Raw genomic sequence first — 24,862 nt, 5'->3', positions numbered from 1 at the left:
GGCGCGCCGCGCGGCTGCGAACGGGCGCCGGAGGCGCGCGGGTCGCAACGGATGATTATAGCGTGACGGAATGCGGTCACGGCCTGCCGGAACGGCGGCCGGGCCGGTCGAATAAAGGGTATCGAACCAAATGAATAACGCGGTACGCGGCAGCCTGCCGACGCTGGCCATCCTGATCGGCGCTTCGGTATGGGGCCTGATCTGGTATCCGTTGCGGATCCTCGCGTCGCTCGGCGTGACGGGCACGCTGGCGAGCGCGCTGACGAGTCTCGTCGCGTTCCTGTTCGTGGTCATCGCGCGGCATCGCACGATCGCGACGCTGCGCTGGCACTGGGTGCTGCCGGGCATTGCGTTGACGGCCGGCGTGACGAACCTCGGCTTCGTGTGGGGCACGATCCACGGCGAGGTGCTGCGCGTGATGCTGCTGTTCTACCTGACCCCGGCCTGGACCGCGATCTACGCGCACTTCCTGCTGCGCGAGCGGCTGACCTGGGCCGGCGCGGGGCTCGCGGCGCTGTCGATCGGGGGCGCGATGCTGATGCTGTGGTCGCCGAAGCTCGGCTTGCCGCTGCCGGCCAATCCGGCCGAATGGGCAGGCCTCGCGGCCGGGCTGAGCTTCGCGATGAGCAACGTGCTCGTGATCAAGGCGAGCCGCGAGCTGCCCGACATGCGCGCGGAAATGCGTACCGCAACGCTGTTCGGCGGCGCGGCCGTGTTCGGGGCGATCGCGTCGCTGTTCGAGGGGCTGCCGGCCGCGCCGGCGAGCGGCCAGCTGGGGATCGCCGCGCTGATCACCGCCGCGATCGGCGTGACGATGGCGTCGAACAACCTGCTCGTGCAATACGGCCTGGCGCGGGTGCCGGCGAACCGCGCGTCGATCATCATGCTGTTCGAGATTGTGATCACCGCGCTGTCGGCGTGGGTGTTCGCGAGCGAGCTGCCGACCGCGCGCGAATGGGCGGGCGGCGTGTGCATCGTGCTGGCGACGCTGCTGTCGAGCCGGGTCCATCGGGCCGCGCCCGCACCGGACAAACCCGGCGACGGTCGGGACGGCGCACGCGCGATGGTATGATGGAAGCCGTTTGCGGGGCCCAACGCTGTATGCGCGCGGCCCCGTTTTTGAATTCCGGGGCGCGTCGCGCGCATGGGCCGTCCGGCCCCGTGCAATGCGGTCCCGTCCGTTTCACACCTTCTTCACATCCGATACCGCCGTGCGTCTGAGCTCGATCAAACTCGCTGGCTTCAAATCCTTCGTCGATCCCACGCATTTCCAGGTTCCGGGCCAGCTTGTCGGCGTGGTAGGCCCGAACGGGTGCGGCAAGTCCAACATCATCGATGCCGTGCGCTGGGTGCTCGGCGAGTCGCGAGCCTCCGAGCTGCGCGGCGAGTCGATGCAGGACGTGATCTTCAACGGCTCGACCGCACGCAAGCCCGGCAGCCGGGCCAGCGTCGAGCTGATCTTCGACAACTCCGACGGCCGAGCGGCCGGGCAGTGGGGCCAGTACGGCGAGATCGCCGTGAAGCGCGTGCTGACGCGCGACGGCACGTCAAGCTACTACATCAACAACCTGCCGGCACGCCGCCGCGACATCCAGGACATCTTCCTCGGCACGGGCCTCGGGCCGCGTGCCTACGCGATCATCGGGCAGGGCATGATCGCGCGGATCATCGAGGCGAAGCCGGAAGAACTGCGCGTGTTCCTCGAGGAAGCCGCCGGCGTGTCGAAGTACAAGGAACGCCGCCGCGAAACCGAGAACCGCCTGCACGACACGCGCGAGAACCTGACGCGCGTCGAAGACATCGTCCGCGAACTCGGTGCGAACCTCGAGAAGCTCGAGGCACAGGCCGTCGTCGCGACCAAGTACAAGGAACTCGTCGCCGACGGCGAAGAGAAGCAGCGCCTGCTGTGGCTGCTGCGCAAGAACGAGGCCGCCGGCGAGCAGCAGAAGCAGCAGCGCGCGATCGAACAGGCGCAGATCGACCTCGAGGCGCAGACGGCCAAGCTGCGCGAAGTCGAGGCGCAGCTCGAGACGCTGCGCGTTGCGCACTACTCGGCAAGCGACGCGATGCAGGGCGCGCAGGGTTCGTTGTACGAGGCGAATGCCGAAGTGAGCCGCCTCGAGGCCGAGATCAAGTTCATCGTCGAATCGCGCAATCGCGTGCAGGCGCAGATCGCCGCGCTGAACGCGCAGCGCGAGCAATGGCGCGCGCAGGCCGAGAAGTCGCAGGACGAGCTCGAGGAAGCCGAAGAGGCGCGCGCGATGGCCGACGAGAAGGCCGCGCTCGCCGAAGACAACGCGGCGTCGAAGCACGACGCGCTGCCGGCGCTCGAAGCGAAGTGGCGCGATGCGCAGGCGCAGCTCAACGACGAGCGCGCGCGGATCGCGCAGACCGAACAGTCGCTGAAGCTCGAAGCCGCGCACCAGCGCAACGCCGACCAGCAGCTGCAGCAGCTTCAGCAGCGCCATGAGCGCCTGAAGGGCGAAGCGGGCGGGCTCGACGCGCCGGACGAGGCGCAGCTCGAGGAGCTGCGCATGCAGCTGGCCGAGCAGGAAGAGATCCTCGCCGAAGCGCAGGCGCGCCTCGCCGATGCACAGGAAACGGTGCCGCGGCTCGACGGCGAACGCCGTGCCGCGCAGGAGCGCGTGCAGGCCGAAGCCGCGCAGATCCACCAGCTCGAGGCGCGTCTCGCCGCGCTGAAGCAGCTGCAGGAAAACGTGCAGACCGAAGGCAAGGTGCAGCCGTGGCTCGACAGGCACGAGCTCGGCGCGCTGCCGCGTCTGTGGAAGAAACTGCACGTCGAGGCCGGCTGGGAAGCGGCCCTCGAGGCCGTGCTGCGTGAGCGCCTCGCCGCGCTCGAAGTGTCGAATCTCGACTGGGTGAAGGCGTTCGCGACCGATGCGCCGCCCGCGAAGCTCGCGTTCTACGCGCCGCCCGCGGCCGGCGAGCCGCCCGCCGCGGTGGCCGGGCTGCGTCCGGTGCTGTCGCTCGTGCGCATCGACGACGCAGGCATCCGCGCGGTGCTGAACGACTGGCTCGGCAACGTGTATGTCGCCGACGACGTCGCACAGGCGCTTGCCACGCGCACGCAGCTGCCGGCAGGCGGCGCGTTCGTCGTCAAGGCGGGCCATATCGTCACGCGCGTCGGCGTGCAGCTGTACGCCGCCGATTCGGAACAGGCCGGGATGCTGGCCCGCCAGCAGGAAATCGAAAACCTGACGCGCCAGGTGCGCGCCCAGGCGCTGCTCGCCGACGAGGCGCGTACGGCCGCCGTGCGTGCGGAAGCCGCGCACACGCAGGCCACGCAGGCGCTCGGCGACGTGCGCGCGCAGGCCGAACGTGCGACGCAGCGCGTGCACGCGCTGCAGATGGACGTGCTGAAGCTCGCGCAGGCGCACGAACGTTACACGCAGCGCAGCACGCAGATCCGCGAGGAACTCGAGGAAATCGGCGCGCAGATCGAAGAGCAGCGCGCGCTGCGCGCGGAGTCGGAAGCGAATTTCGAGCGTTTCGACGGCGAACTCGCGGAGCTGCAGGCGCGCTTCGAAGACAACCAGCTCGCGTTCGAATCGCTCGACGAATCGCTGACGCAGGCGCGCCAGGAAGCGCGCGACCTCGAGCGCGGCGCGAACGATGCCCGCTTCGCGGCGCGCAACGCGGTGACGCGGATCGACGAGCTCAAGCGCAGCATCCAGGTCGCGCACGAGCAGAGCGAGCGCGTTGCCGGGTCGCTGGAAGACGCGCGCGCCGAACTCGAGACAATCAACGAGCAGACCGCGCACACCGGCCTGCAGGACGCGCTCGAAATTCGCGCGGTGAAGGAAGAAGCGCTGCAGGCCGCGCGGATCGAGCTCGACGACCTGACCGCGAAGCTGCGCGCATCGGACGAGCAGCGCCTCGTGGCCGAGCGCTCGCTGCAGCCGCTGCGCGACCGCATCACCGAATTGCAGCTGAAGGAGCAGGCCGCGCGCCTGTCCGTCGAGCAGTTCGCCGAGCAGCTCGCGACGGCCGAGGTCGACGAGGCCGCGCTGTCCACGAAGCTGACGCCGGACCTGAAGCCGTCGTACCTGCAGGGCGAGGTCACGCGCCTGAACAATGCGATCAACGCGCTCGGCCCGGTGAACATGGCCGCGCTCGACGAGCTGAAGGCCGCGAGCGAGCGCAAGGTGTTCCTCGACGCGCAGTCGGCCGACCTGATCGACGCGATCACGACCCTCGAGGACGCGATCCACAAGATCGACCAGGAAACCCGCACGTTGCTGCAGGGCACCTTCGACGAGGTCAACCGCCACTTCAGCGACCTGTTCCCGCGCCTGTTCGGCGGCGGCCAGGCGAAGCTGATCATGACGGGCGACGAGATTCTCGATGCCGGCGTGCAGGTGATGGCGCAGCCGCCGGGCAAGAAGAACGCGACGATTCACCTGCTGTCGGGCGGCGAGAAGGCGCTGACCGCGACCGCGCTGGTGTTCGCGATGTTCCAGCTGAACCCGGCGCCGTTCTGTCTGCTCGACGAGGTCGACGCGCCGCTCGACGACGCGAACACCGAGCGTTTCGCGAATCTCGTGCGCGCGATGTCCGACAAGACGCAGTTCCTGTTCATCTCGCACAACAAGATCGCGATGGAAATGGCGCAGCAACTGATCGGCGTGACGATGCAGGAGCAGGGTGTGTCGCGGATCGTTGCGGTGGACATGGAAACCGCCGCGGGTTTTGCCCAGAATTGACGTTTGACGAAACCGGACCGCGTTCGCGCGGCGCATGAGACGCCCGTTCGCGGTCCCGACGAAAAAGAATTGCTGATGGAGCGTGCATGGACGAGTTGACACTCGGTTTGATCGGCGCGGGCGCTGTCGTGGTGGGCGGCGTCGTGGTCTACAACGCGTGGCAGGGTGCGAAAGTGCGGCGCAGGATGCCGCGCCCGATGCCGGAGGAAGCGGCCGAGGCGATGAATCGCCCCGAGCGCGATGACGAGTTGCCGTTCATCGAACCGGTGCGTCAGCCGGTGCGCCGCGAGCCCGCGGCACCGGTCGCGGCCGCCGCCGCTGCGACGGCTGAAGTCGCGCGCGTCGAGCCGACGTTCGGTGGTGCGGCACCGGCCGACATGCCGGCCGATCTGCAGGCCGAGGCAACGGGCGCGGACACGCAGTCCGAAGTGACCGAGCCGGCTGCGGGTGAAGACGCCGTGCCTGCCGCCGCGCACGAAGCGCCGGCCGGCGCGGCCGAGCCGACCGAACCCGTGCTGCCTGCCGCGACGACGATCTCGTCGGCGCCGCCGGCGATCGTCGACCGCCGGATCGACTGCATCGTGCCGATCCGCCTCGCCGGGCTGCTGCCGGGCGACAAGATCCTGCCGGCCGCGCAGCGGCTGCGCCGCGCGGGCAGCAAGCCCGTGCACATCGAAGGCAAGCCGGAAGGCGGCCAGTGGGAGCTGTTGCAGAACGGCGTGCGCTACGAAGAACTGCGCGCGGCAGCCCAGCTCGCGAACCGCAGCGGCGCGCTGAACGAACTCGAATTCTCCGAATTCGTGACGGGTGTCCAGCAGTTCGCCGACGCGATCGACGGCGCACCGGAATTCCCGGACATGATGGAAACCGTCGCGATGGCGCGCGAGCTCGACGCGTTCGCCGCGCAGTGCGACGCGCAGCTGTCGATCAACGTGATGTCGGACGGCGCGCCGTGGTCGGCGAACTACGTGCAGGCGGTCGCATCGCAGGACGGGCTGCTGCTGTCGCGCGACGGCACGCGTTTCGTGAAGCTCGACGCGAAGCAGAACCCGGTGTTCATGCTGCAATTCGGCGATACGAACTTCCTGCGTGACGACCTCACGTACAAGGGCGGCAACATGATCACGCTGGTGCTCGACGTACCGGTCGCCGAAGAGGACATCCTGCCGTTCCGGCTGATGTGCGATTACGCGAAGTCGCTGTCCGAACGCATCGGCGCGCGCGTCGTCGACGATTCGCGCCGGCCGCTGCCGGAATCGACGCTGCTCGCGATCGAGCAGCAGCTGATGAAGCTGTATGCGAAGCTCGAAGAAGCGGGTATCCCGGCCGGTTCGTCGGTCACGCGCCGCCTCTTCAGCCAGTAACGCGATGGCACGGACGGCGGGCTTCGGCGTCGCTGTCCGTCATGGCAGCGCACACCGCTTCGTGTGCGCTGCAACACGCGCATCGGGCTTGCATTGCACGCCCCGCCGCGGCGTCAAACTGAGATAATCGGGCATCCGATTTTTCAGAACGACTCTGCCGCCAGCATGGCCCGAACCCAAGCCGAACCGCCAGCCAGCCAGCCCGACGCGCGCGCCGCGTGGCTGCGCGACCAACTCGAGCGGGCGAACTACGCCTACTATGTGCTCGACCAGCCGGATCTGCCCGACGCCGAATACGACCGGCTGTTCCGCGAGCTGCAGCAGCTCGAAACCGATCATCCCGAACTCGTGACGCCCGATTCGCCGACGCAACGCGTGGGCGGCGAAGCGGCAGGCGGCTTCACGCCGGTCGTCCACGATGCGCCGATGCTGTCGCTGAACAACGGTTTCGCCGACGAAGACATCGTCGCGTTCGACAAGCGCATCGCCGATGCGCTCGACAAGACGACGGATCTCGCCGGCTCGGTGACCGAGCCTGTCGAATACGCATGCGAACTGAAGTTCGACGGGCTCGCGATCTCGCTGCGCTACGAGCAGGGCGTGTTCGTGCAGGCATCGACGCGTGGCGACGGGACGACGGGCGAGGATGTGACAGAGAACGTGCGCACGATCCGCTCGATTCCGCTGAAGCTGAAGGGCAAGAACGTGCCGGCCGTGCTCGACGTGCGCGGCGAGGTGCTGATGTTCAAGCGCGATTTCGCACGCCTGAACGAACGCCAGCGCGCGGCCGAGCAGCGTGAATTCGCGAACCCGCGCAATGCGGCGGCCGGCAGCCTGCGCCAGCTCGACTCGAAGATCACCGCGCAGCGTCCGTTGTCGTTCTTCGCGTACGGGATCGGCGTGCTCGACGGGATGCCGATGCCCGACACGCACAGCGCGCTGCTCGACTGGTACGAGTCGCTCGGCCTGCCGGTGAACCGCGAACGTGCGGTCGTGCAGGGCGCCGAAGGCCTGCTCGACTTCTTCCGCAACGTCGGCGAGAAGCGCGAATCGCTGCCGTACGACATCGACGGCGTCGTCTACAAGGTCAACCGGCGCGACGAGCAGGAGCGCCTCGGTTTCGTGTCGCGCGCGCCGCGCTTCGCGCTCGCGCACAAGTTCCCCGCACAGGAAGCGCTGACGAAGCTCGTCGCGATCGACGTGCAGGTCGGCCGCACCGGTGCGATCACGCCGGTCGCGCGTCTCGAGCCCGTGTTCGTCGGCGGCGCGACCGTCACCAACGCGACGTTGCACAACGAGGACGAAGTGCGCCGCAAGGACATCCGGATCGGCGACACCGTGATCGTGCGCCGCGCGGGCGACGTGATTCCGGAGGTCGTCGGCGCGCTGCTCGACCGGCGTCCGGCCGATGCGGCGGAATTCGTGATGCCGACCGAATGCCCGGTGTGCGGCTCGAAGATCGAGCGTCTGCCGGACGAGGCGATCGCGCGCTGTACGGGCGGCCTGTTTTGCCCGGCGCAGCGCAAGCAGGCGCTGTGGCACTTCGCGCAGCGCCGCGCGCTCGACATCGACGGGCTCGGCGAGAAGATCATCGACCAGCTCGTCGAGCTGAATCTCGTGCGCACGCCGGCCGACCTGTTCAATCTCGGTTTCGCGACGCTGGCCGAGCTCGACCGCTTTGCCGAGAAGTCCGCCCAGAATCTGCTCGATTCGCTCGAGAAGGCGAAGCACACGACGCTCGCGCGCTTCATCTACGGGCTCGGCATCCGCCATGTCGGTGAATCGACCGCGAAGGATCTCGCGAAGCACTTCGGCTCGCTGACGCCGATCATGGACGCGTCGCTCGAGGCGCTGCTCGAAGTCAACGACGTCGGGCCGATCGTCGCCGAGTCGCTTCACCAGTTCTTCGCGGAAGAGCACAACCGGACCGTGATCGAGCAGCTGCGCGCGCCGGGCAAGGTCACGTGGCCGGAAGGGCCGCCCGCGCCGAGGGCGCCGCAGGGCGTGCTGGCCGGCAAGACGGTCGTGCTGACGGGCACGCTGCCGACGCTCACGCGCGATGCCGCGAAGGAGATGCTCGAAGCGGCGGGCGCGAAAGTTGCGGGCTCGGTATCGAAGAAGACGGATTACGTGGTCGCGGGCGCCGAAGCCGGCAGCAAGCTCGTGAAGGCCGAGGAACTCGGCATCCCCGTGCTGGACGAAGACGGTCTGCACCAACTCCTGGAGGGCAATACGCCATGATTCGCGAGATCCTGAAGATGGGCGATCCGCGCCTGCTCGAAATCGCCAAGCCGGTCGAGCGGTTCGATACCCCCGAACTGCACGAGATCGTCGCGGACATGTTCGAGACGATGCACCATGCGAACGGCGCCGGGCTGGCCGCGCCGCAGATCGGCATCGGGCTGCAGATCATCATCTTCGGCTTCGGCAACAACAACCGCTACCCGGATGCGCCGCCGGTGCCCGAGACGGTGCTGATCAATCCGAAGGTCGAGTACATGCCGCCGGACATGGAAGAGGGCTGGGAAGGCTGCCTGTCGGTGCCGGGCATGCGCGGCGTCGTCAGCCGCTATGCGAAGGTGCGCTACAGCGGCTTCGACCAGTTCGGCGAGAAGATCGACCGCGTCGCCGACGGGTTCCACGCGCGCGTGGTCCAGCACGAATACGATCACCTGATCGGCAAGCTGTATCCGATGCGGATCACCGACTTCACGCGTTTCGGCTTCACCGAAGTGCTGTTCCCGGGGCTCGACCCGACCGGCGACGACTGATCGCCCGGCTTCCGGCAGACAAGAAAAAAGCCCGCTTGCGCGGGCTTTTTCATTGCATGGCGCACATGGCGCGCCTGCGGTCAGAACGTCTCGTCGGCCGACAGATAGCGCCATTGGCCTTGCGGCAGCGCGCCGAGCATCACGCGGCCCATCCGCACGCGCTTCAGGCCGATCACGTCGAGGCCGACCAGTTCGCACATGCGGCGGATCTGGCGTTTCTTGCCTTCGCGCAGCACGAAGCGAAGCTGCTCGCCGTTCTGCCAGCTCACCAGCGCGGGCTTCAGCGCGACGCCGTCGAGTTCGAGGCCGTGACGCAGCTTCGCGAGCGATTCCGCCGGGAAGTGCTGGTCGATGTCGATCAGCTGCTCGCCGAAGCGCACGCGCACCAGGTACTCCTTGTCGATGTCCGATTGCTCGCCGATCAGCTGCTTCGCGATCACGCCGTTCTGCGTCAGCACGAGCAGGCCGGTGGAGTCGATGTCGAGCCGGCCGGCCGGTGCGAGCGCATGCAGGTGCTGCGGCGAGAAGCGCACCGGCGAATGATCGCCGCTCCAGCGGTTCGCGCGCGTGATCAGGACGGCCGCCGGCTCGTAGCCGTCTTCCGCCTGACCCGACACATAGCCGACCGGCTTGTGCAGCAGGATCGTCACCTGCGCGGCCTGCGCGGCGCTCGCGCGCTCGTCGATCTCGATTTTCTGGTCGGCGCGGACCTTGGTGCCGAGCGTGTCGATGCGTTCGCCGTCGACGAGCACCCAGCCCTTTTCGATCCATTCGTCGGCTTCGCGGCGCGAGCACATGCCGAGCTCGGACATCCGCTTCGACAGGCGCATCAGGCCCGTTTCGTCGCCGTAGTCGACGTCGGCAGAAACGCGCTTGACCGGTTGCGCGGTCTTGACCGCGCCGAACGAGCGGCGCTCGCCGTCGCGTGCGGGGCGGGCCGGGCGGTCGCCGAAGCTGCGCTTCGCGCCTTCGCCGGCTGCCTTGTCGCGGTAGGACGGGCGCTTGCCTTCGTCGGCGCCTGCGCGGCGCGGACGTGCATCGTCATCACGGCGCGGCGGGCGATCGGACGACGTGCGGCGGTCGCCGAAGCTGCGTTTTGCGCCTTCGCCGGATGCGTTGTCGCGATAGGGCGCGCGCGGGCCGCCTTCGCCAGCTGCGCGGCGCGGACGTGCATCGTCATCGCGGCGCGGCGGGCGATCGGACGACGTGCGGCGGTCGCCGAAGCTGCGCTTCGCGCCTTCGCCGGATGCATTGTCGCGATACGGCGCGCGCGGGCCGCCTTCGCCACCTGCGCGGCGCGGACGTGCATCGTCATCGCGGCGCGGCGGGCGATCGGACGACGTGCGGCGATCGCCGAAGCTGCGCTTCGCGCCTTCGCCGGCTGCGTTGTCGCGATACGGCGCACGTGCACCGCCTTCGCCACCTGCGCGGCGCGGACGTGCATCGTCGTCACGGCGCGGCGGGCGATCGGACGGCGTGCGGCGGTCGCCGAAGCTGCGCTTCGCGCCTTCGCCGGATGCATTGTCGCGATAGGGCGCGCGCGGGCCGCCTTCGCCACCTGCGCGGCGCGGACGTGCATCGTCGTCACGGCGCGGCGGACGATCGGACGACGTGCGGCGATCGCCGAAGCTGCGCTTCGCGCCTTCGCCGGATGCGTTGTCGCGATACGGCGCACGTGCACCGCCTTCGCCACCTGCGCGGCGCGGACGTGAATCGTCATCTCGGCGCGGCGGGCGATCCGACGACGTGCGTCGATCGCCGAAACTGCGCTTCGCGCCTTCGCCGGATGCGTTGTCGCGATACGGCGCACGTGCACCGCCTTCGCCACCTGCGCGGCGCGGACGTGAATCGTCATCACGGCGCGGCGGGCGATCCGACGACGTGCGGCGGTCGCCGAAGCTGCGCTTCGCGCCTTCACCGCCTGCGTTGTCGCGATACGGCGCGCGCGGACTGCGTTCGGCACCGCCGTCACGCGGCGCGCGCTTGGCCGGTGCGCGATCCGCGCCCGGGCGCTCGGCGCCTGCGGCCCCGCGCGGCTTGAACGAGCGTTCGCCGGCGGCGGCCGGGGCGGCCTTTTTCGGACGCGCCGGCTTGTCGCCTGCCGGCGGCGTAGCGGGACGCACCGCCTTGCGGGCGACGAGGCTGCCGGAGCGGACAGGGGCGCGGGTCGGCGACGCCGGCTTCGGATTCTTGACGGTTAGTTTGGTGCGCATAAACGCTTGAATTCATTCAGGCTGCGATCGCACGCAGCAATTCGGTTTCGAGCTGGATCTGCAGGCGGTTGTCGGACAGGCCGGCACCCGCGAGCAGGAAGATGTCCTCGACGCGTTCGCCGAGCGTGTTGATCCGCGCCGCGTGGACGCCGATCTGATGCTCGGCGAGTACGCGCGCGATCGAATAGAGAAGGCCCGGCCGGTCGTTGGCCGACACGGACAGGATGTAGTACTGGCCGCGCTCGTCGGCCCGCAGGTCGACGCGCGGCGTGATCGGAAACGTTCGGGACAGCCTCGACAGGCGGCCCTTGGACGGCTCCGGCAGCGGGGCGGTTTCGGCGAGCCGCGTCGCGAGCTGCTGTTCGACGAGATTCGCGATGTCGCGGTACCGCACGTCGCGTTCGGTCTGCGTGACGATGAAGTTGTCGAGCGCATAGCCGTGCCGCGTCGTGCTGACGCGTGCATCGAGCACCGACAGCCCGTTGCGGTCGAAATATGCGCAGATGCCCGCGAACAGGTCGGGGCGGTCCTTCACGTACACGAGCACCTGCAGCGCGTCACCGATCGGCGACGGCCGCGCGCGGACGATCGCGGTTTCGGCGTTCACGTGCCGGTACAGCACGCGCGTCTGCCATGCAATGTCGGCCGCATCGTGACGCAGGAAGAAGCCGACGTCGAGCTGATCCCACAGCGCGCGGTGCGCATCGTCGGGGACGGTCTCGAGGCGCAGCAGCGCGAGCGCCTGTTCCTGCCGCGACTTCAGCTCCGAATGCGCGTCGGGGTTCGCGCCGCCGAGCACCGCGAGCGTGATGCGGTACAGGTCCTCGAGCAGCTTGCCCTTCCACGTGTTCCACACCTTCGGACTCGTGCCGCGGATATCGGCGACGGTCAGCAGGTACAGCGCGGTGAGGTAGCGTTCGTTGCCGACGACTTCGGCGAAGCGCTTGATGACTTCGGGGTCGCTCGTGTCCTGCTTCTGCGCGACCTGGCTCATCGTCAGGTGATGCTGGACGAGCCATACGATCAGCGACGCGTCGTCGCCGACGATGCCGTGCTCGCGGCAGAAGCGTCGCGCATCGGCCATCCCGAGGGTCGAATGGTCGCCGCCGCGGCCCTTCGCGATGTCGTGGAACAGCGCCGCGACATACAGCACCCACGGGCGCTCGAAGTTGCCGATCAGCTGGCTGCAGAACGGGTATTCGTGCGCATGCTCGGCCACCGCGAAGCGGCGGATGTTGCGCAACACCATCAGGATGTGCTGGTCGACCGTGTACACGTGATACAGGTCGTGCTGCATCTGGCCGACGATGCGGCGGAAGTTCAGCAGATAGCGGCCGAGCACGCTCGTCTGGTTCATCAGCCGGAACGCGTGCGTGATGCCTTCGGGCTGCTGCAGGATCTGCATGAACGTGTCGCGGTTCTGCGGATCGCGACGCCACGCGTTGTTCATGATTTCGCGCGAGTTGTACAGCGCGCGCAGCGTGCGGGCGGACAGGCCCTTCACGCCGCGGGTCGTCTCGTACAACAGGAACGCTTCGAGGATCGCGTCGGGATGGCGCTCGAACACGCCGTCGTCGACGATCTCGAGCATGCCCTGCTTCTCGACGAAGCGGTCGGGCGACAGCACGCGCGTGATGCCGCTCGTCGCGGGGAAGAGTTGCGCCTCGATGTTCTGGATCAGGATCGTCGCGAGCTGCGTGACGGCTTTCGCGGCCCAGTAGTAGCGGCGCATCAGCTGCTCGCTCGCGCGCTTGGCCTGCGTCGGCTGGTAGCCGAAGCTCTCGGCGGCCTGCGTCTGCAGGTCGAACACGAGCATGTCCTGGCGGCGGCCGGCGATCACGTGCAGGCGCGCGCGCAGCGTCTTCAGGAATCCTTCGTTGCGGCGCAGTTCGCGCGCTTCGCGATCGGTGATGAGGCCGCGCGTATCGAGTTCGCGCCAGCTGCTGCCGAAGCCCGCCGCGCGTGCGATCCACAGGATCGTCTGCAGGTCGCGCAGCCCGCCGGGGCTTTCCTTCACGTTCGGTTCGAGGCTGTACGGCGTGTCCTGGAACTTCGCGTGGCGCTGGCGCATCTCGAGCACCTTCGCGGTGAAGAACGCGCGGGCGTCGAGCGCCTCGTGGTAGTGCACCGTGAAACGCTCGAACAGCGCGGTGCTGCCGACGATGCGGCGCGCTTCCAGCAGCGAGGTCTGCACCGTGACGTCCTGCGATGCCTCCTCGATGCACTGCGCGACCGTGCGCACGCTGCTGCCGATCTCGAGGCCGAGATCCCACGCCATCCCGATGAAGCGCTCGATGCATGCGTCGAGCGCCGGATCGTGCGCATCGGGCAGCAGCACGAGGATGTCGACGTCGGAATAGGGCGCGAGCTCGCCGCGCCCGTAGCCGCCGACGGCGACGAGCGCGAGCGTCGCGGGCAGCCCGCAGTCGTCCCACACGCGCTTGAGCGCATCGTCGGTGAGTTTCGACAGCGCGTGCATCAGCGACGCGACGTTCGTCGCGCGGCGAAAGCGCTCGAGCATCTCCGTCTTGGCGGCCTTGAATTCGGCGCGCCGCGACAGCGCGTCGGGCGAGGGGGCGGCGTGAGCGCTCATGGGCGGCCGTTCAGGTGCGGGTGGGGCGGGCTGGCGCGACGGCGCTCAGACGGCGGCGGCCGGTTGCGCGAACACGGGGCGCGCCGGCGTGCCGGCCGACACGGTCAGCACGTCGTAGCCGGTCTCGGTGACGAGCACCGTGTGCTCCCACTGCGCGGACAGGCTGCGGTCGCGCGTCTTGACCGTCCACTGGTCGGGCATCGTGCGGATGTCGCGCTTGCCGGCGTTGATCATCGGCTCGATCGTGAAGATCATCCCGGCCTTCAGCTCGATGCCGGTGCCCGGACGGCCGTAGTGGACGACCTGCGGATCCTCGTGGAACACCGTGCCGATGCCGTGGCCGCAGTATTCGCGCACGACGCTGTAGCCCTGCGCTTCCGCGTGCTTCTGGATCGCGTAGCCGATGTCGCCGAGGTGCGCGCCGGGCTTGACCTGGTCGATGCCGAGCCACATGCATTCGTAGGTGGTCTGCACGAGGCGCTTCGCGAGGATCGAGCCTTCGCCGACGATGAACATCCGACTGGTGTCGCCGAAGTAGCCGTTCTTGATCACGGTGATGTCGATGTTCAGCGCATCGCCGTTCTTGATCACCTTCTCGCCGGGAATGCCGTGGCAGATCACGTCGTTGACCGAAATGCAGGTGGCCTTCGGGTACGGCGGATAGCCGGGCGGCTGGTAGTTCAGCGGCGCCGGGATCGTGCCCTGTTCGTTGAGCATGAATTCATGACAGAGGCGATCGAGTTCGGCGGTCGTGATGCCCGCGACGACGTGCGGCGTGATGAAGTCGAGCACTTCGCTGGCGAGACGGCAGGCGACGCGCATCTCCGCGATATCGTGTTCGTTTTTGAGCGTAATAGCCATCGAGGTATGCCTGGAATGCGGTGAATTGACGGATTATCGCACCTTATGGCGGGCCTCGCAGCCCCTGCCGGCCGCGCGGATGCGGGTTTTCGCGGATTGTCCGGCCGGCTGCCGCACGGCTAGCGAAAGTGGCGAGCGACTTGAGAGCGGACAAATCGGCGTGCTATACTCTTTGGCTAAGTCGATATCCAAATGCCGAATTTGCCCCATCTTGGGGCGGCATGGCGATGAAAGGCTTACGGCACGGGCGTTTTGCACGTGCCGAATCGCAAGCCGGCGCAACCAGGGTGCCGGCCGCGTGGAATCGGTGCCCTTCGGGGCGGGTTCGCGCGGCGGTACGGCGGCCGGCTTAAGACCCAACCCTCGTGGAGAATTTACATGGCAGTTACGATGCGCCAAATGCTGGAAGCAGGTGTCCACTTCGGTCACCAGACGCGCTTCTGGAACCCGAAGATGGCTCCGTTCATTTTCGGTCACCGCAACAAGATTCACATCATCAACCTCGAAAAGACGCTGCCGATGTTCACGGACGCACAGAAGTACGTGCGCCAGCTGGCAGCGAACCGCGGCACGATCCTGTTCGTCGGCACGAAGCGTCAATCGCGTGACACGATCGCCCAGGAAGCGCAGCGCGCAGGCATGCCGTTCGTCAACGCACGCTGGCTCGGCGGCATGATGACCAACTTCAAGACGCTGAAGGTATCGATCAAGCGCCTGAAGGACATGGAAGCGGCAGTCGAGGCAGGCGAGCTCGAGAAGATGAGCAAGAAGGAAGCGCTGCTGTTCGAACGCGAAATCGCCAAGCTGCAGAAGTCGATCGGCGGCGTGAAGGACATGGGCGGCATTCCGGACGCAATCTTCGTCGTCGACGTCGGCTACCACAAGATTGCCGTCACGGAAGCGAACAAGCTGGGCGTGCCGGTCATCGCCGTGGTCGATACGAACCACTCGCCGGAAGGTGTGGATTACGTGATCCCGGGTAACGACGACTCGAGCAAGGCAGTCGCGCTGTACGCCGAAGGCGTGGCCGACGCGATCCTCGAAGGCCGTGCGAATGCGGTCAACGAAGTGGTCCAGGCCGCACGCGGCGACGACGAGTACGTCGAGGAAAACGCGTAACTGGCCCCGAGCCGGCGCAAAAAGGGGGCTCTCAACAGGCCCCCTTTTTTTAAGCTTGTGCGCCGGACCTGATCGCGCCGAATCGGCGCGGGTCCGGAAACGAATCTCGGCCGTTCGCGTCCAAGCGGGCGGCGTTGTGAATACAGACTCAAGGAGCGAATGATGGCGGCAATTACCGCAAGCATGGTGGCAGAACTGCGCGCAAAGACCGACGCACCGATGATGGAGTGCAAGAAGGCGCTGACGGAAGCCGACGGCGATCTGGCCAAGGCTGAAGAGCTGCTGCGCGTCAAGCTCGGCAACAAGGCGAGCAAGGCGGCATCGCGCGTGACGGCTGAAGGCGTCGTCGCATCGTTCGTCGGCGGCAATGCAGGCGCGCTGGTCGAACTGAACTGCGAAACCGACTTCGTCGCGAAGAACGACGACTTCCTCGCATTCTCGAAGACGGTTGCAGAACTCGTCGCGACGCAAAACCCGGCCGACGTGGCTGCGCTGTCGGCGCTGCCGCTCGAAGGCTCGACGGTCGACGCAGTGCGCCTGGCACTGATCGGCAAGATCGGCGAGAACGTCTCGATCCGCCGTTTCGTCCGTTTCGAAACCGCGAACAAGATCGCAACGTACCTGCACGGCGCGCGTATCGGCGTGATCGTCGAGTACACGGGCGCGGAAGAGCAGGTCGGCAAGGACGTCGCGATGCACATCGCGGCAATGAAGCCGGTCGCGCTGTCGTCGGCCGACGTGCCGGCAGAACTGATCGAGACGGAACGCCGCGTGGCCGAGCAGAAGGCTGCGGAATCGGGCAAGCCGGCTGAAATCGTCGCGAAGATGGTCGACGGTAGCGTCCAGAAGTACCTGAAGGAAGTGTCGCTGCTGAACCAGACGTTCGTGAAGAACGACAAGCAGACGATCGAGCAGATGCTGAAGGCGGCGGATTCCGCCGTGCAGAAGTTCTCGCTGTTCGTCGTCGGCGAAGGCATCGAGAAGCGCCAGGACGACTTCGCCGCCGAAGTGGCCGCGCAAGTCGCAGCAGCAAAGCAGCAGTAAGCAGTCAGGCAGTATCCGCGGCGGGCGTCCGCTCCGCCGCGGCCGGCGGCGCTGCCGGCCGGCCGGGAACCCCGGTCCGGTCGTCGGCGCTTGCCCGAATCAGTATTTCGCCCCTACAGTTCGTGGTTGTCATCCTCTCGTCGCTCGGAAGCCCCTATGTCCAATGCCTATAAACGCGTCCTTCTCAAACTCTCCGGCGAAGCGCTGATGGGCGACGATGCCTTCGGCATCAATCGCGCGACGATCGAACGGATGGTGGCCGATATTGCCGAAGTCGTGCGTCTCGGTACGCAGCTCGCGGTCGTGATCGGTGGCGGTAATATTTTCCGCGGTGTCGCGGGTGGCGCGGCCGGCATGGACCGCGCGACGGCCGACTACATGGGGATGCTCGCGACGATGATGAACGCGCTGGCGCTGCAGGACGCGATGCGCCACGCCGGCATCGAGGCGCGCGTGCAGTCCGCGCTGCGCATGGACCAGGTCGTCGAGCCGTACATCCGGCCCCGCGCGATCCGCCAGCTCGAGGAAGGCCGCGTCGTGATCTTCGCGGCCGGTACGGGCAACCCGTTCTTCACGACGGACACGGCCGCCGCGCTGCGCGGTTCGGAAGTGGGCGCCGAGGTCGTGCTGAAGGCGACCAAGGTCGATGGCGTATATTCTGCCGATCCGAAGAAGGATCCGTCGGCCACGCGTTACACGACGATCACTTTCGACGAGGCGATCAGCCGCAATCTGCAGGTGATGGACGCGACGGCCTTTGCGCTGTGCCGCGACCAGAAGCTGCCGATTCGCGTGTTTTCGATCAACAAGCCGGGCGCGCTCAAGCGCATCGTGCTGGGCGAGGACGAAGGTACGCTCGTCCACGTGTAAACTCCCGCGGATGCGGGTCGTCGGCCGCGGCGTATGTCCTGCGCCGGGCGGGGCCCGCGTTCTTTGAAGGTTTGAAGGTTCGGAGGTTGAAATGAGTGTCGCTGATACCAAGAAGGGCGTCGAGCAAAAGATGCAGCGCTCGATCGATGCATTCAAGAGCGATCTGGCAAAGATCCGTACGGGCCGTGCGCACACCGGCATGCTCGATCACGTGCAGGTTGACTACTACGGGTCGATGGTGCCGATCTCGCAGGTTGCCAACATGACGCTCGTCGACGCACGGACGATCGGTGTGCAGCCGTGGGAAAAGCCGATGGTCGCAAAGGTCGAGAAGGCCATTCGCGAAGCCGATCTCGGCCTGAACCCGGCAACGTCCGGCGATCTGATCCGCGTGCCGATGCCCGCGCTGACGGAAGAGCGCCGCCGCGAGCTGACCAAGGTCGTGAAGAGCGAAGGCGAAACGGCCAAGGTCGCGATCCGCAACCTGCGCCGCGACGCGAACGAAGCGCTCAAGAAGCTCGTGAAGGACAAGGAAATCTCGGAAGACGACGAGCGCCGTGCGAGCGACGACGTGCAGAAGCTGACCGACAAGCACGTTGCCGAAATCGACAAGCTCGTGCAGAGCAAGGAAGCCGAGATCATGACGGTCTGACGACCGTCCTCGCGCGCCGCCTTCTTCCCGCATTACTGTCTCAACGGCCATGACCTATACCAGCTCTACCGTTCGCGTGCCTGACGTCGGCGTCGTGCCGCGTCACATCGCGATCATCATGGACGGCAACGGCCGTTGGGCGACCGAACGCCGCTTGCCGCGCGTCGCGGGGCACACCCGCGGCGTCGATGCCGTCCGGGCGGTGGTCGAAGGTTGCGCGCGCGCCGGCGTCGAATACCTGACGCTGTTCGCGTTCAGTTCGGAAAACTGGCGCCGGCCGAACGACGAAGTGTCGTTCCTGATGCGGCTGTTCATCACTGCGCTCGAGCGCGAGGTCGGCAAGCTGCATGCAAACGGGATCCGCCTGCGTGTCGTCGGCGATCTCGACCGTTTCGAGCCGCGCATCCGCGAACTGATTCGCCGCGCCGAAACCAAGACGGCGCGCAATACGCGCCTGACGCTCACCATCGCGGCCAACTACGGCGGCCGGTGGGACATCCTGCAGGCGACGAAGAAGCTCGTCGAGCAAGCCGTGCGCGAAGGTCGCGAGGTCGAAGTGACCGAGGACGCATTCGCGCCGCACCTGGCGATGGCCTATGCGCCGGAGCCCGATCTCTTCATCCGTACGGGCGGCGAGCAGCGCGTCAGCAACTTTCTGCTGTGGCAGCTCGCGTACGCCGAGTTCTATTTCACCGACAAATACTGGCCGGACTTCGACGGCGCGGCACTGGCCGACGCGATGGCGTCGTATACCGAGCGCGAGCGCCGTTTCGGGCGCACGAGTGCGCAGCTCGAACCGCAATCGCAAAACGCCGATTCCCTTTCATGCTGAAAACCCGTGTGATCACGGCGATCGTGATGCTGGCAGTGCTGCTGCCGGTGACGCTGTTCGCGCCGCTCACGGCGTTCGGCGCGCTGATCGGCGCCGTGCTCGTGTTCGCCGCGTGGGAGTGGGCGCGCCTGCTGAAGCTCGGCGGCGCCGGCCCGGTCGTCTATGCGGTCGTCGCGGCGCTTGCGCTGGCGGCCACCACGCCGCTCGGCGTCGATGCGGCCGGATCTCGCCCTCTTTTCATGGCAGCCGGCGTGTTCTGGCTGCTGGTCGGTCCGTTCGCGCTGCGGCGCAAGCCCGAACTCGCGGGCGGCGTCTGGCGGCCGTTCCTGCTCGCCGCCGGCCTGATCGTGTTCGCGGCCTGCTGGCATGCGCTCGTCGCGGCGCGTGCGCAGGGCGTGCCGTTCGTGCTGTCGCTGCTACTGGTCGTCTGGCTGGCCGATATCGGTGCATACTTCGCGGGCAAGGCCTTCGGAAAGCGTAAACTGGCCATCACGATCAGCCCCGGCAAGAGCTGGGAAGGCGCGATCGGCGGCTGGCTGGCGGTGATGGTCGTCGCCGGTGCCGCGATGGCCGCGCATGCGTTCGAGCCGACCCTGTTTTCTGCATTTGCCGCCCGCTACGGGATGTCCGGCGCGTGGGCTGCGCTGACGCTGCTGGTTGCGTACAGCGTGATCGGCGACCTGTTCGAGTCGCTGCTGAAGCGGCAGGCGGGCGTCAAGGATTCGAGCGGACTGCTGCCGGGCCACGGCGGCGTGCTCGACCGTGTCGACGCGCTGCTGCCGGTGCTGCCGCTCGCGATGCTGCTGCTTGGTTAAACCATTAATTCTGTTATGCAAAAACGTCTGACATTGCTCGGTTCCACGGGCTCGATCGGAGACAGCACGCTCGACGTGGTCGCCCGCCATCCCGAGCGCTTCTCGGTCTACGCGCTGACTGCGCACCGCAACGGCGACAAGCTCGTCGAGCAGTGTCTGCGCTTCGCGCCCGAAGTGGCGGTGGTCGGCGATGCCGCGACGGCCGCACACGTCGAAGCGAAGCTGCGCGCGGCAGGCAGCAAGACGGCCGTGCTGTACGGCCCGCAGGCGCTCGTCGACGTGTCGACGAGCGATGGCTGCGACACGGTGGTCGCGGCGATCGTCGGCGCGGCCGGCCTGGCGCCGAGCCTCGCGGCTGCGCGCGCCGGCAAGCGGATCCTGCTCGCGAACAAGGAAGCGCTCGTGATGTCGGGCGCGATCTTCATGGACGCCGTGCGCGACCACGGCGCGATCCTGCTGCCGGTCGACAGCGAACACAACGCGATCTTCCAGTGCATGCCGCGCGACGCGGCCGAGCACGGCGGGATCTCGAAGATCATCCTGACCGCGTCGGGCGGTCCGTTCCGCACGCGCGAGCCGGCCACGCTCGTCGACGTGACGCCGGACGAAGCGTGCAAGCACCCGAACTGGGTGATGGGCCGCAAGATCTCGGTCGATTCGGCGACGATGATGAACAAGGGCCTCGAGGTGATCGAGGCGCACTGGATCTTCGGGCTGCCGGGCGATCGCATCGACGTGCTGATCCATCCGCAGAGCGTGATCCATTCGCTCGTGTCGTACCGTGACGGCTCGGTGCTCGCGCAGCTCGGCAATCCCGACATGCGCACGCCGATCGCGCATGCGCTCGCATTCCCCGAGCGCGTCGACGCGGGCGTCGACCAGCTCGACCTCGCGCAGATCGCGCAGCTGTCATTCGAGAAGCCCGACTACGCGCGCTTCCCGTGCCTCGCGCTCGCGCTGAAGGCACTCGAGGAAGGCGGCATCGCGAGCGCCGCATTGAACGCGGCGAACGAAGTTGCGGTCGAAGCATTTCTCGAGCGCCGGATCGGCTTCATGGCGATCGCGGCGACGGTCGACTCCGTGCTCAACGCACTGCCGAACCGCGCGCCCGACGGGCTCGACGATGTCCTGGCGGCGGATGCCGAGGCACGCCGCCTCGCCGCCGAGATCATTGCGAAAGCGCCTGCGCCACGCGTGGAGCGTACTGTCTGAATGGGGTGCTCATGAACGTGCTGGTCGAACTGGTCGCGTTTGCGGTGGCGATCGGGGTACTGGTCGTCGTGCATGAGTACGGACACTATCGCGTCGCGCGCTGGTGCGGCGTGAAGGTGCTGCGTTTCTCGATCGGCTTCGGCCAGCCCATTGCGCGCTGGGTCAGCCGCCGGACCGGCACCGAGTGGACGCTGTCCGTGCTGCCGCTCGGCGGCTACGTGAAGATGCTCGACGAGCGCGATCCGGGCCCCGGCATCCAGCCCGAGGAGCTCGGGCAGGCGTTCAACCGGCAATCCGTCTACAAGCGGATCGCGATTGTCGCGGCCGGGCCGATTGCGAACTTCCTGTTGGCAATCGCACTGTTCTCGATCGTGTTTGCTACGGGCGTGACCGAGCCGGCCGCGATCGTCGCGCCGCCGGCCGCCGGCACGGTGGCGGCCCGCGCGGGCTTCGACGGCAGCGAGACGGTCGTGTCGATCCGCAACGCGCAGGGCGGCGAGTCCGAGCCGGTGCGGTCGTGGTCGGACTTGCGCTGGAAGCTGCTGTCGGCCGCGTTCGACCACCGCGAGATCGTGCTCGGCGCGCGCGACGGCAACGCGACGTTCGATTTCCGCGTCGACCTCCGCAACGTTCCCGATAGCCAGCTCGACGACGATTTCATGGCCCATCTGGGCTTCGAGACCGGCGGCGGCACGCTGTCGGTCGCATCCGTGCAGCCGGGCAGCGCGGCGGAGCAGGCCGGGCTGAAGGCGGGCGACAAGCTGGTGGCGCTCGGCGGCAAGCCGATCGGCGGCGCAACGCGTTTCATCGATTCGGTGAAGCACCACGCGGGCCAGGCGCTCGACCTGCAGATCGAGCGCGACGGCGCCACACAGACGGTGTCGATCGTGCCGCAGACGCAGCGCGACGACGAATCGGGGCAGCAGGTCGGCCGGATCGGCGCGGCGCTGTCGATGCACGCGCCGTCCGTCGACGTGCGCTACGGGCCGATCGAGAGCCTGCGGCTCGGCGCGCACCGCACGTGGGACATTTCCGTGTATTCGCTGAAGATGTTCGGGCGGATGATCACCGGCAACGCATCGCTGAAGAACCTGTCCGGCCCGGTGACGATCGCCGACTACGCAGGCAAGAGCGCGCGGCTCGGTCCGTCGGCGTTCCTGTCGTTCCTCGCCCTTGTCAGCATTAGCCTTGGCGTCCTGAACTTGTTGCCGATTCCCGTTTTGGACGGGGGGCATCTGTTATATTATGCGGTTGAAGCCGCGACCGGGAAAGCCGTCTCGGAGCGCTGGCAGCTGATTCTGCAAAGAGCCGGGTTGATCTGCATCGTCGCATTGTCGGCGATCGCGCTGTTCAACGATCTGGCTCGGTTAATCCATTTCTGAAGCGTCAGGCGGCCGCTGCTCGGCAGTCGCCCGATTTGATGCAGCTAAATATTGGGGATGCATGTTGTTCAAACCTCATCGCTTTGTACCTAAGACAGTTGCAGCGGCCGCGCTCGCCGCTCACGGCCTCGCGGCGCATGCAGCGGCACCGTTCGTGGTGCAAGACATCAAGATCGAGGGGCTGCAGCGCGTCGAAGCGGGTTCGGTGTTCGCCTATCTGCCGATCAAGCAGGGCGATACCTTCACGGACGACAAGGCATCCGAAGCAATCCGCGCGTTGTACGCGACGGGCTTTTTCAACGACGTGCGCATCGCGACGCAAGGCAACGTCGTCATCGTGCAGGTGCAGGAGCGTCCGGCCATCGCGTCGATCGACTTCACCGGCACGAAGGAATTCGACAAGGACAACCTGACGAAGGCGCTGCGCGCCGTCGGCCTCGCCGACGGCCGCTACTACGACAAGGCGCTCGTCGACAAGGCGGAGCAGGAGCTCAAGCGCCAGTACCTGACGCGCGGCTTCTATGCGGCCGAGGTCAAGACGACGATCACGCCGGTCGATGCGAACCGCGTGTCGATCCTGTTCGCGGTGGCCGAAGGCCCGAGCGCGAAGATCCGCCAGATCAACTTCATCGGCAACAAGGCGTTCAGCACGAGTAAGCTGCGCGACGAGATGCAGCTGTCGACGCCGAACTGGTTCTCCTGGTACACGAAGAACGACCTGTACTCGAAGGAAAAGCTCACCGGCGACCTCGAGGCCGTGCGCTCGTACTACCTGAACCGCGGCTACCTCGAGTTCAACATCGAGTCGACCCAGGTGTCGATCTCGCCCGACAAGAAGGACATGTACCTGACGGTCACGCTGCACGAAGGCGAGCCGTACACGGTGTCGGGCATCAAGCTGTCGGGCAACCTGCTCGATCGCGAGGCCGAACTCACCAAGCTGATCAAGATCAAGCCGGGCGACCGCTTCTCGGCCGAAAAGCTCCAGCAGACCACCAAGTCGATCGTCGACAAGCTCGGTGAATACGGCTACGCCTTCGCGACCGTCAACGCGCAGCCGGACATCGACCAGGCGAACCACAAGGTGAACCTGAACCTCGTCGTCGATCCGAGCCGCCGCGTGTACGTGCGCCGCATCAACGTCGTCGGCAACACGCGCACGCGCGACGAGGTGGTGCGCCGCGAAATGCGCCAGCTCGAAAGCTCGTGGTTCGATTCGAACCGCCTCGCGCTGTCGAAAGATCGCGTCAACCGTCTCGGCTACTTCACCAACGTCGACGTGACGACGGTGCCGGTCGAAGGCACGAACGACCAGGTCGACGTGAACGTGAAGGTCGACGAAAAGCCGACCGGCGCCATCACGCTGGGCGCGGGCTTCTCATCGACGGACAAGGTCGTGCTGTCGGCCGGCGTGTCGCAGGACAACGTGTTCGGTTCGGGTACCAGCCTGTCGGTGAACGTCAACACCGCGAAGAGCTACCGTACGCTGACCGTCACGCAGGTCGACCCGTACTTCACGGTCGACGGCATCAAGCGGATCACGGACGTCTACTACCGTACGTACCAGCCGCTGTACTATTCGACGAGCTCGAGCTTCCGGATCATCAGCGCGGGCGGCAACCTGAAGTTCGGCATTCCGTTCTCGGAAGTCGACACCGTCTACTTCGGCGCGGGCTTCGAGCAGAACCGCCTCGACGTCGATTCGAACACGCCGCAGAGCTACCAGGATTATGTGAACCAGTTCGGCCGCGTGTCGAACACGGTGCCGCTGACGGTGGCCTGGTCGCGCGACGCGCGTGACAGCGCGCTGATTCCGAGCCGCGGCTACTTCACGCAGGCGAACATGGAGTACGGCGTGCCGGTCGGCAAGATCCAGTACTACAAGGCCGACCTGCAGGCGCAATACTACTATTCGTTCTCGCGCGGCTTCATCCTGGGCATGAACCTGCAGGGTGGCTACGGCAACGGTATCGGCAACCCGTACCCGATCTTCAAGAACTACTACGCGGGCGGTATCGGCTCCGTGCGTGGCTACGAGCCGAGCTCGCTGGGCCCGCGCGACACGAAGACGAACGACCCGATCGGCGGTTCGAAGATGCTCGTCGGCAACATCGAACTGACGTTCCCGCTGCCGGGCACCGGCTACGACCGCACGCTGCGCGTGTTCACGTTCCTTGACGGCGGTAACGTGTGGGGCAACGCACCGGGCGGCACGAGTACGGGCGCGAACGGCCTGCGCTACGGCTACGGTGTGGGTCTCGCGTGGATCTCGCCGATCGGCCCGCTGAAGCTGAGCCTCGGTTTCCCGCTGCAGAAGCACGAAGGCGACCAGTACCAGAAATTCCAGTTCCAGATCGGGACGGCGTTCTGACCGAACGCATGACAACAGCAACGAGAGGGTAATTTTGCT

The 24,862-nt window shown here is 66.9% G+C and carries 17 protein-coding genes; 14 read left to right on the top strand and 3 right to left on the bottom strand.

Translation table 11 applies throughout. The annotated features are described in order from the left end of the window. The first annotated feature begins 130 nt into the window (after positions 1 to 130). The 5 genes from OHZ10_RS10905 to def all read left to right on the top strand — a co-directional run bounded on the left by OHZ10_RS10905 (position 131) and on the right by def (position 8,859). The gene (locus OHZ10_RS10905; protein ID WP_342702438.1) at positions 131 to 1,072 is read left to right on the top strand and encodes a DMT family transporter; all 942 of its coding nucleotides are present in this window, start codon (positions 131 to 133) and stop codon (positions 1,070 to 1,072) included. A 139-nt stretch (positions 1,073 to 1,211) separates the two neighbouring features. After that, positions 1,212 to 4,724 carry a chromosome segregation protein SMC gene (gene smc, locus OHZ10_RS10900; protein WP_059233846.1) on the top strand — a complete coding sequence of 1,171 codons (3,513 nt, stop codon included), beginning with the start codon at positions 1,212 to 1,214 and terminating at the stop codon, positions 4,722 to 4,724. 86 nt (positions 4,725 to 4,810) lie between these two features. Next, positions 4,811 to 6,088 carry a cell division protein ZipA C-terminal FtsZ-binding domain-containing protein gene (locus tag OHZ10_RS10895; RefSeq protein WP_342702437.1) on the top strand — a complete coding sequence of 426 codons (1,278 nt, stop codon included), beginning with the start codon at positions 4,811 to 4,813 and terminating at the stop codon, positions 6,086 to 6,088. 165 nt (positions 6,089 to 6,253) lie between these two features. Continuing rightward, positions 6,254 to 8,329: an NAD-dependent DNA ligase LigA gene (ligA, locus tag OHZ10_RS10890; RefSeq protein WP_059233848.1), complete on the top strand. Its 2,076-nt coding sequence runs from the start codon at positions 6,254 to 6,256 to the stop codon at positions 8,327 to 8,329. Beyond that, entirely contained in the window at positions 8,326 to 8,859 is a 534-nt protein-coding gene (gene def, locus OHZ10_RS10885; protein ID WP_059233849.1) for a peptide deformylase, read from the top strand. Before ligA ends, def begins: the two co-directional genes overlap by 4 nt. 80 nt (positions 8,860 to 8,939) lie before the next feature. Here def and OHZ10_RS10880 read toward each other — a convergent pair whose 3' ends face one another. From OHZ10_RS10880 to map, 3 genes are read right to left on the bottom strand one after another with little or no spacing between them, the layout of a single operon-like run. Continuing rightward, the gene (locus OHZ10_RS10880; RefSeq protein ID WP_342702436.1) at positions 8,940 to 11,072 is read right to left on the bottom strand and encodes a pseudouridine synthase; all 2,133 of its coding nucleotides are present in this window, start codon (positions 11,070 to 11,072) and stop codon (positions 8,940 to 8,942) included. A gap of 16 nt (positions 11,073 to 11,088) precedes the next feature. Then, the gene (locus OHZ10_RS10875) at positions 11,089 to 13,665 is read right to left on the bottom strand and encodes a [protein-PII] uridylyltransferase (RefSeq protein ID WP_342702435.1); all 2,577 of its coding nucleotides are present in this window, start codon (positions 13,663 to 13,665) and stop codon (positions 11,089 to 11,091) included. Between the two features lie 45 nt (positions 13,666 to 13,710). Continuing rightward, a complete protein-coding gene (map, locus tag OHZ10_RS10870; protein ID WP_059233851.1) occupies positions 13,711 to 14,526 on the bottom strand; it encodes a type I methionyl aminopeptidase in 816 nt (271 codons plus the stop codon). A 378-nt stretch (positions 14,527 to 14,904) separates the two neighbouring features. On the opposite strand from map, the gene rpsB reads away from it, so the two are divergent. The 9 genes from rpsB (at position 14,905) to bamA (ending at position 24,823) form a co-directional block, all read left to right on the top strand. Next, positions 14,905 to 15,645, top strand: a complete 741-nt coding sequence (rpsB, locus tag OHZ10_RS10865; protein WP_006752149.1) for a 30S ribosomal protein S2 — start codon at positions 14,905 to 14,907, stop codon at positions 15,643 to 15,645. Positions 15,646 to 15,807: 162 nt separating this feature from the next. Then, the gene (tsf, locus tag OHZ10_RS10860; protein WP_043190814.1) at positions 15,808 to 16,689 is read left to right on the top strand and encodes a translation elongation factor Ts; all 882 of its coding nucleotides are present in this window, start codon (positions 15,808 to 15,810) and stop codon (positions 16,687 to 16,689) included. Between the two features lie 156 nt (positions 16,690 to 16,845). Continuing rightward, entirely contained in the window at positions 16,846 to 17,559 is a 714-nt protein-coding gene (pyrH, locus tag OHZ10_RS10855) for a UMP kinase (protein WP_011352459.1), read from the top strand. 91 nt (positions 17,560 to 17,650) lie between these two features. Then, positions 17,651 to 18,211, top strand: coding sequence for a ribosome recycling factor (gene frr / locus OHZ10_RS10850; RefSeq protein ID WP_048248629.1), 561 nt, complete (start codon positions 17,651 to 17,653; stop codon positions 18,209 to 18,211). Positions 18,212 to 18,260: 49 nt separating this feature from the next. After that, positions 18,261 to 19,043, top strand: a complete 783-nt coding sequence (uppS, locus tag OHZ10_RS10845) for a polyprenyl diphosphate synthase (RefSeq protein WP_006478494.1) — start codon at positions 18,261 to 18,263, stop codon at positions 19,041 to 19,043. Next, positions 19,037 to 19,858 (top strand): phosphatidate cytidylyltransferase, encoded by an 822-nt coding sequence (locus OHZ10_RS10840; protein WP_059233852.1) that lies wholly within the window; start codon positions 19,037 to 19,039, stop codon positions 19,856 to 19,858. The genes uppS and OHZ10_RS10840 overlap by 7 nt, the downstream gene beginning before the upstream one ends. Positions 19,859 to 19,873: 15 nt before the next feature. Then, positions 19,874 to 21,070: a 1-deoxy-D-xylulose-5-phosphate reductoisomerase gene (locus OHZ10_RS10835; RefSeq protein WP_059233853.1), complete on the top strand. Its 1,197-nt coding sequence runs from the start codon at positions 19,874 to 19,876 to the stop codon at positions 21,068 to 21,070. Positions 21,071 to 21,081: 11 nt separating this feature from the next. After that, positions 21,082 to 22,452, top strand: coding sequence for an RIP metalloprotease RseP (gene rseP / locus OHZ10_RS10830; RefSeq protein WP_174993035.1), 1,371 nt, complete (start codon positions 21,082 to 21,084; stop codon positions 22,450 to 22,452). A 61-nt stretch (positions 22,453 to 22,513) separates the two neighbouring features. After that, positions 22,514 to 24,823: an outer membrane protein assembly factor BamA gene (gene bamA / locus OHZ10_RS10825; protein WP_059233855.1), complete on the top strand. Its 2,310-nt coding sequence runs from the start codon at positions 22,514 to 22,516 to the stop codon at positions 24,821 to 24,823. The last annotated feature ends 39 nt before the right edge of the window (positions 24,824 to 24,862 follow it).

The organism is Burkholderia arboris (assembly GCF_038723655.1).
Lineage (GTDB): Bacteria > Pseudomonadota > Gammaproteobacteria > Burkholderiales > Burkholderiaceae > Burkholderia > Burkholderia arboris.
The sequence above is the reverse complement of the archived record's forward strand: the minus strand, read 5'-3'. Positions and strand labels throughout refer to the sequence as shown.